Genomic DNA, 15,589 nt, shown 5'->3' on the forward strand with positions numbered 1-15,589 from the left:
GGTGTTCAACTTTATCAAGCCACCAAACCTGCCGCCGCAGCTCACGTGGGAATATGCCCATGAACCCGAGCTGATGGCGTGGACGATTCGCGCTCGCAATTACTTCACCCTACCGGCAAACCTCATGTTTGCATTCTTCTCCATAGTAGTACTGTTTCCCTCCTATGACTTCTACACAAGCTATAGCCCATTAAATGGAATTATTTTCTACATAATCATGATGGCAGCAGTCACGTCCATGACTCATCAGCGCGTAAAAGTCGCCTACCGCTTTACTGTTTCGGGAATTGAATATTGCAAATGGAAAGAGTTTCCCGAGTGGATGCTGACGTTCTTAAAGTGGTTCACAGGCATTGCCATGGTTTTCTGTATCAGCATTGCCCTCAACGACCCGAGCATGTCTATTATTGCACTGATCGGGCCCGGCGCTATGGGTTTAACGTACTTTTCACTAGCAAACTCCAAAAGCTTTCGAGAAATGCAAACTCAATACCACCATTACTTTCTAAAGTGGGAAGAGCTCACCCAGGCGACCATTGCATCTAACCGAGAAGTGGTGGATGTAAAGTACAGCATCCCTAAAGTAGACGGGGTTTACATCATGGACTGGCATCTCAATATTTTCTGTAAACGCCACAAAAAAAACCAAGTCGCCGATTTCATCAAACCGCACCTTTCCCCAGGGGTGCCTTGCATTACCGCCAAGCTTAATTCGCTATTGACTACCGACTGACTAGGTGCCCGGATGCCGGATAGTCTCCCCTGCCCTGTTAAAGGGTCATTCGTGCTGAAGATCCGGCGGTATCGGCAGGTCGTCATTAAGCGGCTCCGGCGGCTTGCCCTTGCCGGCCCGGTACTGACGAATCTGGAAGACATAGGCCAGCACCTGGGCTACTGCCAGGTACAGTCCGGCCGGAATCTCCTCTTCAAGCTCCGTGGAGTAGTAGATCGAACGCGCCAGCGCCGGGGATTCAAGTACCTGAATCTTGTGTTCATTGCCAATTTCACGAATTTTCAAGGCAATGAAGTCAACCCCCTTGGCCAACAGCAGCGGCGCAGCGCCTTTCTCCGGGTCGTACTTGAGCGCAACGGCATAGTGCGTCGGGTTGGTAATGATCACATCAGCGTCGGGGATCGCCGCCATCATCCGCCGCTGCGACGCTTCACGCTGCAACTGCCGGATGCGCTGCTTGACCTCAGGTTTACCTTCGCTGTCTTTGTATTCGTCGCGCACTTCCTGCTTGGTCATCAACATCTTTTTGTGCGTCTGCCACAACTGAATCGGCACGTCCGCCGCGGCAATCAGCAGCAAGCCTGCCGCCATCCAGAGCGCACTCCAACCGACCACCTGAACGCAGTGGATGATGGCCTGATCCAACGGCTCATTGGCAATTGCCAGCAGGTCGTCACGGTCTGCCGAAAGCACAACCAGGGCAATAATCAGGATCACGAAGAACTTGGCCAGCGCCTTGAGCAACTCGGACAGCGCATTGACCGAGAACATCCGCTTGATCCCGGCGAACGGGTTCATGCGACTGAACTTGGGCTGCAGCAGACTGCCGGAGAACAGAAAACCACCCAGGGCCACCGGCCCGATGATTGAGGCCACCAGCAACACCAGCAATACCGGCTGGATTGTGAGCAGCGCAGATTTACCTGCCGCCATGAGAAAAATCCCCATGAAGCGCTCATCCGTGATCACTTCGCGCGACAGCATAAAGTTGCTGCGCATCAACTCCATCAAGGCTTGGGCCATGCCACCACCGAAGGCCAACAGCGCGCCAGCACCGGCCAGGGTCACCGCCACCGTGTTGAGCTCTTTGGAGCGCGCAATCTCGCCCTTTTCCCGCGCGTCTTTTTTGCGCTTGTCGGTGGGGTCTTCTGTTTTGTCCTGACCGCTTTCGCTCTCTGCCATGCTCAGCGCGCCCGTGCCAGTTCACGCATCCACTGCAAGGCCTCGGAGGCCAGTAGATGGTAATGAGGAAGAAGGTCAGCCAACGTGATCCAGAAAATACCAAGCCCCAGCACCAGCGTCAGCGGGAAGCCAATGGAAAAGATGTTCAACTGCGGCGCCGCACGCGTCATGACGCCAAAAGCGATGTTGACCACCAACAACGCAGTGATCGCCGGCAACACCAACAGCAGCGCCGCGCCGAGCACCCAGCTCAACCGCCCGGCAAGGTCCCAGAAGTGATTGACCAGCAAGCCACTGCCCACCGGCAGCGTGGTAAAGCTTTCAGTCAGCACTTCAAACACCACCAGATGACCGTTGAATGCCAGAAACAGCAAGGTCACCAGCATGGTCAGGAACTGGCCGATCACGGCGACGTTGACACCATTGGCCGGGTCGACCATAGAGGCGAATGCCATCCCCATCTGGATCGCGACGATCTGTCCGGCAATCACAAATACCTGAAAGAACAACTGCAGCGACAGGCCAAACAGCGCACCGATAATGATCTGCTCAGCAATCAGCAGCAGCGCACTGAGATCCAGCGCATGAACCGCTGGCATCGGCGGCAACCCGGGCACTATCACGACGGTGATTGCCAGGGCGAAATACAGGCGAATACGTGCGGGCACCAGGGTGGTACCGAACACCGGCATGGTCATCAACACGGCGGTCACGCGAAACAGCGGCAGGATAAAACTGGCCACCCAGGTGCTGATCTGCGCATCGGTCAGCTCAAGCATGCACAGGTCAGCCGATCAGCTGTGGAATACTGCCGTACAACGACAGGATGTATTCCATGAACTTCTGCACCAGCCACGGCCCCGCCACAATCAGCGTCACCAGCATGACCAACAGTCGCGGCAAGAAGCTCAGCGTCTGTTCGTTGATCTGGGTCGCGGCCTGGAACATCGCCACCATCAAGCCCACCAGCAGGCTCGGCACCACCAGTACAGCAACAATCAGTGTGGTCAGCCACAGCGCGTCACGAAACAGGTCAAGGGCGACTTCCGGGGTCATGTGTCTTTCTCCTAGAGGCGCTAGACGCCGCCGAAACTGCCGGCCAGAGTGCCCATGATCAATGCCCAGCCATCGACCAGCACAAACAGCATGATCTTGAACGGCAACGAAATGATCAGTGGCGAAAGCATCATCATACCCATGGCCATCAGCACACTGGCGACCACCAGGTCGATGATCAGGAATGGAATGAAGATCATGAAGCCGATCTGGAACGCCGTTTTCAGCTCCGAGGTGACGAAGGCTGGCACCAGAATGGTCAGCGGCGCCTGATCGGGACTGGCGATGTCGGTACGCTTGGACAGGCGCATGAACAAGTCGAGATCACTCTGGCGGGTCTGCGCCAGCATGAAATCCTTGAGCGGCACCTGGGCCTTGGCGATGGCTTCCTGGGCGACCATTTGTTCGTTCAGGTAAGGCTGCAAGGCGTCCTTGTTCACCCGATCGAACACCGGCGCCATGATGAACATGGTCAGAAACAACGCCATGCCCGTGAGGATCTGGTTCGACGGTGTCTGCTGCAGGCCCAGCGCCTGGCGCAGGATAGAGAAGACGATAATGATACGGGTGAAGCTGGTCATCAGAATGACGAAGGCCGGAATGAAGCTCAGCGCAGTCATGATCAGCAGGATCTGCAGGCTGACCGAATACTCCTGCTGGCCGTCCGTACCGCTGGACAAGGTGATGGCCGGGATCGACAACGGATCGGCGGCCAAAGCCAGCGGCGCTGCCAACAGCAACAGCAGCGTCAACATCATGCGCAGTGCGCCCATCACGACTTACCCTTCTGATCCTTGCCCATCAGTTCCAGCAGGCGCTGAGCGAATTCCGGTGTGGCCTGCCGCGCACTGACCGGCACATCAACCGGCTCAGCGAGCACGTGCAACGCCTCAATACTGCCGGGTGAGTGACCGATCAGGATCTGTTCCTTGCCGACTTGAATCAGCAGCAGACGATCCCGAGGTCCCAATGTACGACTGCCCAGTATTTCGATGACCTGGCCGCCACCCGGCGCCGCGTTCTGTACCCGCCGCAACAACCAGGCGAGCAGAAAGATCAGCCCCAGCACCAGCAGCAACCCGAGCACCAACTGAGTCAGCTGGCCGACAGCACTGCCACCACTGCCCGGCGCCACCACAGCAGCAGCCGGTTGCGCGGCGGCCAGTGCCACGTCCGCATACAGGGCAGCGGTCGCGGCCAGGCCGCGGTACAGACGCTTGCTCACTTAGCGCAGCTTCTTGATGCGTTCGCTTGGGCTGATCACGTCAGTCAGGCGAATGCCAAACTTTTCGTTGACCACGACCACTTCGCCGTGAGCGATCAGGGTGCCGTTGACCAGCACGTCCAACGGTTCACCGGCCAGGCGATCGAGCTCGATCACCGAGCCCTGGTTGAGCTGCAACAGGTTACGGATGTTGATCTCGGTGCTGCCCACTTCCATGGAAATGCTCACTGGGATGTCCAGGATCACATCCAGGTTCGGGCCGTCGAGCGTGACTTGCTCGTTGCTGCGCGGCGAGCTGCCGAACTCTTCCATGGGCAGGCGATTGGACCCGCCCCCAGCGCCAACGTCTGCCGCCAGCAAAGCGTCAATGTCAGCCTGACCAGCGTCGCCAGTTTCTTCCAGGGCAGCCGCCCACTCATCGGCCAGCGCTTGCTCTTGCGGTGAGGTGATGTCGTTTTCGTTAGCCATTTTGTCCTCGACGGGCAATCAATTCGGGAGTTGGAACAATCGACACCGCTTAGCGGCGCTCGATCGGATCGATAATCTGCAGGGCCAGGGTGCCTTTGTGCGAACCCAGCTTGGCCTTGAACGACGGCACGCCGTTGGCCCGCAGGATCAGCTCATCCGGCAGCTCGACCGGTATCACATCGCCCGGCTGCATGTGCAGGATGTCGCGCAACTTCAACTGACGCCGGGCAACCGTGGCACTCAGTGGCACGCTGACATCCAGTACGTCTTCACGCAGGGCCTTGATCCAGCGTTCATCCTGGTCGTCCAGGTCAGACTGGAAGCCGGCATCGAGCATTTCGCGCACCGGCTCGATCATCGAGTACGGCATCGTCACGTGCAGGTCACCGCCACCGCCATCGAGCTCGATGTGGAACGTCGACACCACCACGGCCTCACTTGGCCCGACAATGTTGGCCATGGCCGGGTTGACCTCGGAGTTTATGTACTCGAAGTTGACCGGCATGATCGCCTGCCAGGCTTCCTTGAGGTCGACGAAAGCCTGGTCCAGGACCATGCGCACTACGCGCAGCTCGGTCGGGGTGAACTCACGCCCTTCGATCTTGGCGTGACGACCGTCGCCACCAAAGAAGTTATCCACCAACTTGAACACCAGCTTGGCGTCGAGAATGAACAGCGACGTACCACGCAACGGTTTGATCTTGACCAGATTGAGGCTGGTCGGTACGTACAACGAATGCACGTACTCACCGAACTTCATTACCTGCACACCGCCGACCGCCACGTCGGCAGAGCGACGCAACAGGTTGAACATGCTGATACGGGTGTAACGGGCAAAGCGCTCGTTGATCATTTCCAGGGTCGGCATACGTCCGCGAACGATGCGATCCTGACTGGTCAAGTCATAGCTTTTGACGCTGCCCGGCTCGGCGTTGGTCTCGGTTTGTACCAGCCCATCGTCGACACCGTGCAACAGGGCATCGATTTCATCCTGGGACAGCAGGTCCTGCACGGCCATCGGTGGCTCCTACTGCAATACGAAATTGGTGAACAGCAACTGGTCGATGACCGGCTTGCCGACTTCCTTCTGGGCGACTTCCTGCACGCTGGCGGTGGCCTTCTGGCGCAACATTTCCTGGCCAACAGGGCTTGCCAGGGTGTCGAAACCCTGCCCCGAGAACAGCATTACCAAGTTGTTGCGGATCACCGGCATGTGCACCTTCAATTTATCCAGCGCCGCCTGGTCACGCCCCTGCAAAGTGATGCTCACCTGCATGTAGCGCTGACGACCGTTCTGGTTGAAGTTGACCACGAAGGCCGGGGCCAGTGGCTCATAGATCGCCGCAGGTTTGAGGTTGCCGGTCTGGGCTGTGTCTGCAGCCGGCTGGTCCGCAGACTTGTGCAGGACAAACCAGGTGGCCCCCACCGACAGGCCGATGGCCAGCAACAATGCCAGCACTAGCAGCAGGATCAGTTTGAGTTTGCCTTTAGCGGCGGGGTCTTTCTCTGCGTCGCTCTTCGCCATGCCAATATTCCGTCATTCATCGGAGAATTCAGTCACATGGCGTGGGTTGAGCAAGTGTTATGCCAACCTCGCTTGTCGTATCAGGCCCCTTGCGGAATGTGCGATGGGCAAGGCCGATCAGGCGTAGTAATCCACCGCACTCGAGCCAATCACGCTCTGCTGCTCGACAGGCACAGAGCTGGAGGCGAGTTCGCCCCCCTCGCCCCCCTCATTGCGCCGCGCAGCGACGCCGCTCAGTCGCGGTGAATCAGGATTGTCCTGTTGTTGCTGCTGGCCACGCGACTGATCAGCGACGTTGACATCCGGCTGGCCGAGCCCTTGCTGAGCGAACATCTCTTTGAGGCGGTGGACCTGGTTTTCCAGCGCTTCACGCACGCCGACATGGCCACTGGTGAAGGTAATCTGCGCCTGTTGCTCAGGCGCCAGGTTGACGCGAATATCCAATCGACCCAATTCTGCCGGCTCCAACTGGATGTCAGCCGACTTCAAACTCTGGCTGGACAGATACATCACCCGATTGACCAGGCCTTCAGTCCAACCGCCCTGGTTCATCGCCAGCGGCTGATGCAACGGTGCCGGGGCGACCGGCACCGCGTTGGCGGTTTTTGCCGTGGCCGCCTGGGTCAGGGTGCTCAAGCGCTCAGCAAAGTTATCCACACGCGTGTCACTGGCGGCACTCTTGAGGTCTTTGAGGCCATCATCCAGTAATCCGCTGAAGGCTTTCTCACCCCCCTCGCCCAATTCGGCATCAGCACCGGGTTTATCGAGCAGCGCCGCCAGGGTATTGACGGCCGGCTGGGCAGACGCCGCTTCAGGCTGAGCTGTCGTCGGTTTGCTGGCAGCATGCGCCGAGGTGGTTCCCTGGGCTTGCGCGCTCTGCTCCAAGGCCATGCGCAAGGCGGGGAGATCGGCCAGCGGGTCCGCCTCTGGATCGAACTCAGGCGCCGGCGCAACTGCTGGCGCCGCCTGGGCCTGCAGTTGCGCCGCCTGGACCACCGGCGCCACGGCTTCGGCCTGGGCCTGAATCAACTGTGCGCCCGGCTGGGCATCGGTCACTTGCCCTGCCACCAGGTTAGGATCGAGCAGCGCCGGATCCGCGGCGCCATCCACGAGCGTGCCGTCCTGCCCCTCAGGCAAGGCCTTGCCGCTATCGGCAAGCTTCGACTGCTCGGCGGCATCGTCCCTGCCATCGACAGCGTCTTTGCTGGCCGCGGCACTTTTGCCGTGTTTTAGCGTGTCGGCGGTGCTCGGCGACTTATCCCGGGACTGCTGTGCGTACACACTGGAAAAGCCCGAGGCCTTGTCGCCCGCCGCCTGCAGCGGCTTGTCCAACTGATTGACGGTCGCGCGCGACGGTTTTGTCGCGGCACCGACTTGCAGCAATGGATTGGAAGCGACAGGCATGTGGGCATCTCCACGACAGAGGTCTTGAACAGTAGTTAGCGAAGATTCTGCAAGAGTCGCGCCAAATTACCGTGAAAGCGCTCAACCAATCGAAACCCGTTGGCGCTCAGCACCGTACAACTGGCGAACAGCCGCGTACTCGCGATCAATCTGATTGATCAGATCCTCGATATCGTTCAACGGGGGCTGCTTGACGCGCTCCTCCAATTGCCGACACAGTTCGGCCAGGGCTTTGGCGCCCATGTTGCTGCTGCTGCCCTTGAAGCTATGTGCGGCATAGCCGAGCGCTTCAGGACTGGTCGCTTGATGCAACTGGCTGAGTCGAATTTCGGAGTCTTTGAGAAAGGTGTCGAGCAACGTCAGGTAGTCATCTTCCATGACCTCCTGAAGGCCGCTTAACACCTCGTGATCGATATGAATATAGGACACTTGCTCACTCCTTGATCAAGTTGGATTATGCCAGAGCCTCCCAGGCAAACTCCACGCATACGCGGCGCCCCTCGTCAGCCCATTCGGCCCGCCGGCTCAGCCGCCGTATCAGGTTCAAACCGCGTCCAAACAAACCCTGCTCGACCAGTGGACGCGCCAGTACAGTACACACATCGAAGCCCTTGCCGCTATCTTCGAGGTCAATGATCAGACGCCCGCCCGCGCCGTGAGGTTCAACCCGTAAACCAATTCGAATATAGCCGCTGCACAGCGCCTGCAGGCGTTCGCTGCGTTGACGATAGTATTCGCCAAAACCCTGGGCATCACGCTTGAGCCCGGAATCAAGCGCCAACACCCCATGCTCCAAGGCATTGGAATACAGCTCGGTCAAAACGCAATACAGCGCCCCGCTCTGCGCCCGTAAACCATGCACCTCCTGCAATAGCTGCAGCAAGTACGGCAATGGATTGAAATGCTTTAGTGTCTCGGCACGAAACTCAAATTGCAGCGACCAATCCAGCGGCGTGGACTGGCCACTGTCGGAATAGATCACTGGCACCGGCGACAAGGCCTCCGGCTCGACAAGCGTAATCTGCAGCAGACTCACATCATCACGGTAACGCCCACCAAATGCCTCCAGCGCTTGCTGCACTTCCTCGAACAACAACTCTGGCTGGCTATTGGCGCTGAGCACCCGGCGCAGCCGTTCGACCCCGAACAACTGGTCGCTCTCGTCACTGGTGTCGACCACGCCGTCAGACAGCAGCAACAAACGCTCCTCCAACGCCATGGGCAAGACTTCGGTAGCATCGTCGAAGCGCTCGGGCGCCAGCACACCCAAGGGCAAGTGCCGGGACACCAACGGCAAAGGCTCAGCACCGCCAGCTGCCAGCAGATAACCATCCGGCATGCCACCATTCCAGACCTCGACCATGCGCCGCTGAAAACTCAGGTTGAGCATCAGCGCGCAGCAAAACATGTCCACAGGCAGGATGCGTTTGAGCTTGGCGTTCATCTCGCGCAGGGTTTCAGCCAGGCCATAGCCCTTGGCGGTCATCCCGTAAAAAACCTCCGCCAGCGGCATCGCCCCCACCGCCGCAGGCAAGCCATGCCCGGTGAAGTCACCGAGCAATACATGCATATCTCCGGACGGGGTGAACGCCGCCAGCAACAAGTCGCCATTGAACAACGCATAGGGCGATTGCAGGTAGCGGATATTAGCTGCGCTCAGGCAACCGGCATGGGCCACCTTATCGAACACCGCCTTGGCCACCCTTTGCTCGTTGAGCAGGTGGTGGTGGTGACGAGTGATTTGATCACGCTGCTCCAAGACCGTGGCCTGCAGCCGGCGCAAGCGATCCATGGCATTGATTTTTGCGGCCAGGATCACAGGGCTATAGGGTTTTGCCAGAAAGTCGTCGCCCCCAGCCTCAAGGCAGCGCACCAACGCTTGCTCTTCACTGAGTGAGGTCAAGAAAATGATTGGCACCAGCGCCTCACCGGCCAACGCCTTGATTTGCCGCGCCGCCTCAAAGCCGTCCATTACCGGCATGAGCGCATCGAGCAAAACGATTTGCGGACGGCGCTCAGCAAACAACGCGACCGCCTGCTCACCGTTTTCAGCGGTGAGCACCGCATGGCCTTGGTTGCTGACGATGCGCGCCAGTAGCAAACGGTCCGCCGCACCGTCTTCGGCGATGAGCACGGTCAGGCCTGACCCAGGCATGGCCTGGCTCAACTGATATCGAACAGTTTGTCGAAATTGGAGATGGCAAGAATCTTGCGCACATCCGAACTGGTGTTGACTACACGGATATCCGCGTCATCCCCACCGACATGATCACGCAGCATCAGCAGCATGCCTAGCGCCGAACTGTCGAGGTAAGTGGCGTCCTTGAGATCGACCACCACCAACGTGGGTTGCTGGCACTCATAGGCCGCACGAAATTCCAGATGCTTGCCAAAGTCAAAACGCCCCTTGACCCTGATCGTCAATTTCCCCCCATCCTGGGAGCACACAGATTCAACTGCCATGTTGGCGATTCCTTCGATTACGACGAGTGCAGACACCTACAAGGTTTAGCAGCCTGGGCACCTGGCGGCAACCCTTGGCCGCTAGCGTCGGGATCAGTAGCGATCATGACGCGGGAGGCGCTGGGACAACTCGTCGAGCAGTTTTTGCTCACGCTTGTCTTCGATCAACCGCGCCTCATCGATATAGCGCTGCACCAGCTTGCGCAAGCCCTCAACCCGGGCATAGGCCTGCTGCCAGGTACCGCGGGCATTGTTGAGGTTGTTCTGATGCCAAGCCAGGCTCTGGCGCTGCTGGGTCATGGCGCTTTCCAGCTGGCCGAGAAAACGCTGGTAATTGACCAGCCAGCTGCCGGACACACCCTGCCCGCCGCGATCAATCCACTGCAACTGGTAGTCTTCGCGAAAGCGATCGAGCTCGGCAAGCTTGGCCTGCGCCATGTTCACCTGCTGCTGGAACTGCCCCAGGCGCTGAGCCGCCTGGCGCTCGGCATTCTCGGCCATTTCCACCACCGGCGTCAGACGCGCCGCACGACTGGGCTGGGCCATGGCCTATCAGCCGCCTGCGTCGGATTTTGGCTGGGCGAACACGCTGGCCAAGTGCTCACGACTCTGCTGCATGCCAACATTATCATTCAAGCCCTGACGCAGGAAGTGCACCAGTTTTGGCTGCAAGGCAATCGCCAGGTCAGTCTCGGCATCACCACCGGCCACATAAGCGCCGACACTGATCAAGTCTCGACTCTGCGACAGTCGCGACCACAGTTGCTTGAACTGCTGGGCCTCGCGCATCTGCTCCGGGCTGACCACCTGGGGCATGACCCGGCTGATCGAGGCCTCGATGTCGATGGCCGGATAGTGACCTTCTTCGGCCAGGCGTCGAGACAGTACGATATGCCCATCCAATACCCCCCGCGCCGAGTCAGCGATCGGGTCCTGCTGGTCATCGCCTTCAGACAGGACGGTATAAAACGCGGTAATCGAGCCACCACCCGCCTCGCCATTACCGGCACGCTCCACCAGCTTAGGCAGCTTGGCAAACACCGACGGCGGATAGCCCTTGGTGGCCGGCGGCTCGCCGATGGCCAGGGCGATTTCCCGCTGGGCCTGGGCGAAACGGGTCAGTGAATCCATCAGCAACAGGACATTCTTGCCCTTGTCGCGGAAATACTCGGCAATCCGCGTGCAGTACATTGCGGCGCGCAGACGCATCAACGGTGCATCGTCAGCCGGGGAAGCAACGACCACCGAACGCTTGAGGCCTTCAGTGCCAAGAATATGCTCGATGAACTCTTTGACCTCACGACCCCGCTCACCGATCAGGCCGACGACGATGATGTCGGCCTCAGTGAAGCGCGTCATCATGCCCAGCAGCACACTCTTACCCACGCCGGTACCGGCGAACAGACCCAGACGCTGCCCACGCCCTACAGTCAACAAGCCGTTAATGCTACGGATACCAACGTCCAATGGCTGACTGATCGGGTCGCGATTGAGTGGATTGATAGTCGGGCCATCCATCGGCACCCAGTCTTCTGCCTTCATCCCGCCCTTGCCATCCAGTGCTCGTCCGGCACCGTCCAGGACTCGCCCGAGCATACTCATGCCCATCGGCAAGCGGCCGTTATCCGCCAGCGGCACTACCCGTGCGCCCGGGGCAATGCCGGCAACACTGCCGACCGGCATGAGAAACACTTTGCTGCCGGCGAAACCCATGACCTCCGCCTCGACCCGCACCGGATGGTAACTGTCGTCATTGATCACCACGCAGCGGCTGCCGATCGCGGCACGCAGGCCTTCAGCCTCCAGGGTCAGGCCGACCATACGCAGCAGGCGCCCCTCGACTACCGGCTGGGTCGGTAGTTTGACGGTATCGGCGTAAGTACCCAGACGTTTAGCGAAGCTGGTGCGTTCAAGGCGCATCGGTACTGCCCAGATCGACTGCCAGGTCGGGCGCGGCCGGGTGCAGCCCCTGATCGTGCAACTGATCGAACAGCTGCACCAAGGCCTTTTCGATCCGGGTTTCCATGGTCGCGTCGATACGGCTGTGGTCGGTCTCGATGCGGCAACCGCCCGGCAGCAGCGCCTCATCTTCAAGCAGTTTCCAACGCTCTTCGTGACGCTCACGCAAGGCTTTGGCATGCTCGAAGTCTTGCGGGTTGATATGAATCCGGATGTTGTCTGCGCCCATTGGCAGCAGCTTCAGGGCTTCGCGCAGAACCTGGCTGATTTGACTGGAATCGCGGCGCAGTTCGCGGCCGATGACTTCCTTGGTCATATGCGCAACCAGGCTGACCAGGGCTTTTTCGATCTGGCTGTCCTGCTCGGCAATCGGCTCCAACAGGTTGCCCATCAGTTGCTCAAGGCTGGCCAATTTGGCCGTCAGGGCGACTTCGGCCTCTTGCCGGACCTTGAGCTGAGTGCTGTGGAAGCCCTCGCGCTCACCGGTGGCAAAGCCCTCGTTGTAGGCTTCCTGGCGAATGCTTTCGAGCTCTTCGAGGGTCAGCGGCTGGACTTCTTCGAGGGGTACTTCCTCGATTTCTTCCTGAACCACTTCTGGCTCGGGTTCAGGCTCGGGTTCCGGCTCTGGATCAAAGCTGGGCAACGCCCAGCGATTGAAGGCCTCGACGTCATCGGCGCGAATCAGCTCACTCAGGTGCTCGTTGGTTGACATGATTGCACGCACTCGTAAAACAGTTTTTTGGGAACCTCAGCCAGCGATGAGACCCGCTTAGATCATCTCTTCGGCGCCCTTGCCACCGAGCACGATTTCTCCGGCTTCGGCCATACGGCGGGCGATGGTGAGGATTTCCTTTTGCGCCGTCTCGACATCACTGACGCGCACCGGCCCCTTGGCCTCGAGGTCGTCGCGCAGCAGCTCGGAGGCACGCTTGGACATGTTCTTGAAGATCTTCTCTTTGACCTTCTCGTCGGCACCTTTGAGCGACACCACCAACACGTCGGAGGACACTTCGCGCAACAGCGCCTGGATGCCACGGTCATCAACATCGGCGAGGTTGTTGAAGACGAACATCAAGTCTTCGATCTGCTCGGAGAGTTCGCCGTCGATGTCGCGGATCGCATCCATCAACTGACCTTCCACGGAGCTATCGAGGAAGTTCATGATGTCGGCAGCGCGCTTGATACCACCCAAGGTGGTACGCGCCGCGTTGGAGTTGCCGGAGAACTGTTTCTCGAGGATCTGGTTGAGTTCCTTGAGTGCCGCTGGCTGCACAGTATTGAGCGAGGAAACGCGCAGGATGATGTCCAGGCGCACCTTGTGGTCAAAGTTGCCCAGTACTTCACCGGCCTGATCGGGGTCCAGGTAGGCCACGACGATGGCCTGGATCTGTGGGTGCTCGTAACGGATGACATCAGCCACGGCACGCGGCTCCATCCATTTGAGACTGTCCAGGCCGCTGGTGTTGCCCCCCAGCAGAATGCGGTCGATCAGACCGTTGGCCTTGTCCTCACCCAGCGCTTGGGTAAGCATCTTGCGGATGTAGCCGTCGGAGCCGACGCCCAGGCTGGTCTGGTCGCCGACAATCTCGACGAACTCACTCATCACCTGCTCGACCTGCTCGCGATGGACATTGCCCACCTGCGCCATGGCCACACCGACCCGCTGCACTTCCTTGGGCCCCATGTGCCGCAGCACCTGCGCAGCATCGGTTTCACCCAGGGACAAAAGCAGGATCGCGGCTTTGTCGACCCGGGTCAGTTTGGCGGTTAGGGCTCGGTTATCACTCATCGGCGTTGATCCACTCTTTCACGACCTGGGCCACACGACCCGGATCTTCGGCCACTAGGCTCTTGATTGCGTTGAGCTGCGCATCGTAGCCCTCGCTCGGGCTCGGCAACAGAATGCTTTGCGGACCACCCAGGCTCACGCGGTCGTTGGCCAACTCGCCATCCAGACCGAGCATACCGCCCAGTTCCATGTCGCCATCGGCACCGGCGTTTTGCTTGCCATGGCCGGTGATGTTGTTGAGGACCGGGCGCAGCACGCCGAACACCAGCACCAGGATGAACAGCACACCCATGACCTGCTTGATGATGTCCCAGAACCACGGCTGCGAGTAGAACGGAATTTCGGCGATCACTTCACCGCGATCCGCGGCGAACGGCACGTTGATCACGCTAACGCTGTCGCCACGGCTGGCATCGAAGCCCACCGCATCCTGAACCAGGCGGGTAAAGCGCGCCAGGTCCTCAGCGCCCCACGGAGCACGGCTGCTATCGCCTGTGGCCGGATCGATCTTGACCTGGTCATCGACCACCACGGCAACCGACAGCCGGTTCAAACGACCCTGCTGTTGGCGGGTATGGCTGATGGAGCGATCCAGCTCGAAGTTCTTGGTCGACTGCTGTCGCTTGTCGGCAGGATAAGGCGCAAGCATCGGCTGACCGGTGGCCGGGTCCATGATTTGCTGACCGTTGGCATCGAGCAGCGGCTGACCTGGCTGAACGGCAGCAGTAGCCCCCGGCGTGCCGCCGGTGGTCTGCGGCGCGGAAGCCGGGCCCGGCGGCTGGTTGCTCAGGGCGCCCGGTACACCTTGCGGCCCCATGCTGCTGGAACGCTGCTCATTGACCGACTGCTCACTGCGCAGCGCCGGTTGGTCCGGGTTGAACTGTTCGGAAGTGGACTCGACGGCACTGAAATCCACGTCGGCCGAGACTTCAGCTTTGTAGCGGTCATTACCCAGCACCGGCTGGAGGATGTTGTGCACACGCTGAGTGAGCATGCCTTCCATACGGCGGCTGTAGTCGAACTGTTTGCCGGCCATAGTCAACTCGGAGCTGGCGAGTTGCTCGGAAAGCAGATTGCCCTTCTGGTCGACCACGGTGACCTGGGACTTGTCCAGCTCCGGCACACTGGTTGCCACCAGGTTGACGATGGCCATTACCTGACCGGCTTCCAGCGCACGGCCCGGATACAGTTCGACCAGCACCGAGGCGCTCGGCCGACGCTCGTCACGGACGAACACCGAGCTTTTCGGAATCGCCAGGTGCACCCGCGCAGCTTTAACGTTATTCAGGCTGGACACAGTACGCGCCAACTCGCCTTCCAGGCCACGGCGGTAACGGGTCGCCTCCATGAACTGACTGGTACCCAGGCCTTGCTCTTTGTCGAGGATCTCGAAGCCGACATTGCCGTCGCTCGGCGCCACACCGGCAGCGGCGAGTTTCAGCCGGGCACGGGAAAGGTCATCGGCCTTGACCAGCAAGGCACCGGAATTGGGCTCGACGTTGTAGGGGATATCGGCAGCGGCCAAGGTCTCCATGACTTGCTTGGTGTCCATGCCGGCCAGGCTGCCGTACAGCGGCCGGTAGTCCGGTTGCTGCGACCAGAGCACCACGGCAAAACCGATCGCCACACTGGCAGCCAGGCCGACCAGCAGGCCCACCTGGCGCAGCATGGGCATCTGCGAGATGTTTTCCAGGAACGACATGCCGAACAACGGCGGCTTGGGCGCTGAGGCGCTGCCTTTGGCGGGCACGTTATCGACGACTGCTTCGGCCATGACTCAATCTC

18 protein-coding genes are annotated in these 15,589 nt (G+C 59.7%); 1 reads left to right on the forward strand and 17 read right to left on the reverse strand.

From position 1 onward, the window contains the following. The first annotated feature begins 1 nt into the window (after position 1). Positions 2-733, forward strand: a complete 732-nt coding sequence (locus tag ACQRAX_RS03355; protein WP_412038231.1) for a hypothetical protein — start codon at positions 2-4, stop codon at positions 731-733. Between the two features lie 45 nt (positions 734-778). Here the strand turns inward: ACQRAX_RS03355 and flhB are convergent, their stop codons facing one another. From flhB to fliF, 17 genes are all read right to left on the reverse strand, one after another. Next, positions 779-1,915, reverse strand: coding sequence for a flagellar biosynthesis protein FlhB (gene flhB, locus ACQRAX_RS03360; RefSeq protein ID WP_412038230.1), 1,137 nt, complete (start codon positions 1,913-1,915; stop codon positions 779-781). 2 nt (positions 1,916-1,917) lie between these two features. Beyond that, positions 1,918-2,694: a flagellar biosynthetic protein FliR gene (fliR, locus tag ACQRAX_RS03365; protein ID WP_412038229.1), complete on the reverse strand. Its 777-nt coding sequence runs from the start codon at positions 2,692-2,694 to the stop codon at positions 1,918-1,920. Positions 2,695-2,701: 7 nt separating this feature from the next. Further along, a complete protein-coding gene (gene fliQ, locus ACQRAX_RS03370; protein WP_412038228.1) occupies positions 2,702-2,971 on the reverse strand; it encodes a flagellar biosynthesis protein FliQ in 270 nt (89 codons plus the stop codon). Between the two features lie 20 nt (positions 2,972-2,991). Beyond that, complete coding sequence (gene fliP / locus ACQRAX_RS03375; protein WP_412038227.1) at positions 2,992-3,744, reverse strand: flagellar type III secretion system pore protein FliP; 753 nt, start codon at positions 3,742-3,744, stop codon at positions 2,992-2,994. Then, entirely contained in the window at positions 3,744-4,196 is a 453-nt protein-coding gene (fliO, locus tag ACQRAX_RS03380; protein ID WP_412038226.1) for a flagellar biosynthetic protein FliO, read from the reverse strand. The genes fliP and fliO overlap by 1 nt, the downstream gene beginning before the upstream one ends. After that, positions 4,197-4,664, reverse strand: coding sequence for a flagellar motor switch protein FliN (gene fliN / locus ACQRAX_RS03385; RefSeq protein WP_412038225.1), 468 nt, complete (start codon positions 4,662-4,664; stop codon positions 4,197-4,199). It abuts the gene before it with no gap. Between the two features lie 49 nt (positions 4,665-4,713). Next, positions 4,714-5,682, reverse strand: a complete 969-nt coding sequence (gene fliM / locus ACQRAX_RS03390; protein ID WP_101293421.1) for a flagellar motor switch protein FliM — start codon at positions 5,680-5,682, stop codon at positions 4,714-4,716. A 9-nt stretch (positions 5,683-5,691) separates the two neighbouring features. Further along, a complete protein-coding gene (gene fliL, locus ACQRAX_RS03395; protein WP_412038224.1) occupies positions 5,692-6,189 on the reverse strand; it encodes a flagellar basal body-associated protein FliL in 498 nt (165 codons plus the stop codon). A gap of 117 nt (positions 6,190-6,306) precedes the next feature. Then, a complete protein-coding gene (locus ACQRAX_RS03400; protein ID WP_412038223.1) occupies positions 6,307-7,593 on the reverse strand; it encodes a flagellar hook-length control protein FliK in 1,287 nt (428 codons plus the stop codon). An 81-nt stretch (positions 7,594-7,674) separates the two neighbouring features. Then, positions 7,675-8,022, reverse strand: a complete 348-nt coding sequence (locus ACQRAX_RS03405) for an Hpt domain-containing protein (protein WP_412038222.1) — start codon at positions 8,020-8,022, stop codon at positions 7,675-7,677. A 25-nt stretch (positions 8,023-8,047) separates the two neighbouring features. After that, entirely contained in the window at positions 8,048-9,748 is a 1,701-nt protein-coding gene (locus ACQRAX_RS03410; protein ID WP_412038221.1) for an ATP-binding SpoIIE family protein phosphatase, read from the reverse strand. Between the two features lie 8 nt (positions 9,749-9,756). After that, entirely contained in the window at positions 9,757-10,056 is a 300-nt protein-coding gene (locus ACQRAX_RS03415) for an STAS domain-containing protein (protein ID WP_412038220.1), read from the reverse strand. A 93-nt stretch (positions 10,057-10,149) separates the two neighbouring features. Further along, entirely contained in the window at positions 10,150-10,602 is a 453-nt protein-coding gene (fliJ, locus tag ACQRAX_RS03420; RefSeq protein ID WP_412038219.1) for a flagellar export protein FliJ, read from the reverse strand. A gap of 6 nt (positions 10,603-10,608) precedes the next feature. Continuing rightward, on the reverse strand, positions 10,609-11,976 hold the full coding sequence (fliI, locus tag ACQRAX_RS03425) for a flagellar protein export ATPase FliI (RefSeq protein WP_412038218.1): 1,368 nt from the start codon (positions 11,974-11,976) through the stop codon (positions 10,609-10,611). Continuing rightward, positions 11,966-12,727, reverse strand: a complete 762-nt coding sequence (fliH, locus tag ACQRAX_RS03430) for a flagellar assembly protein FliH (RefSeq protein ID WP_412038217.1) — start codon at positions 12,725-12,727, stop codon at positions 11,966-11,968. Before fliH ends, fliI begins: the two co-directional genes overlap by 11 nt. Before the next feature lie 57 nt (positions 12,728-12,784). Then, complete coding sequence (gene fliG / locus ACQRAX_RS03435; protein WP_412038216.1) at positions 12,785-13,804, reverse strand: flagellar motor switch protein FliG; 1,020 nt, start codon at positions 13,802-13,804, stop codon at positions 12,785-12,787. Next, positions 13,797-15,578, reverse strand: coding sequence for a flagellar basal-body MS-ring/collar protein FliF (gene fliF, locus ACQRAX_RS03440; RefSeq protein WP_412038215.1), 1,782 nt, complete (start codon positions 15,576-15,578; stop codon positions 13,797-13,799). The genes fliG and fliF overlap by 8 nt, the downstream gene beginning before the upstream one ends. Positions 15,579-15,589 lie beyond the last annotated feature (11 nt).

Origin of the sequence: Pseudomonas sp. UM16 (genome assembly GCF_050312595.1) — a bacterium.
Taxonomy (GTDB): domain Bacteria; phylum Pseudomonadota; class Gammaproteobacteria; order Pseudomonadales; family Pseudomonadaceae; genus Aquipseudomonas.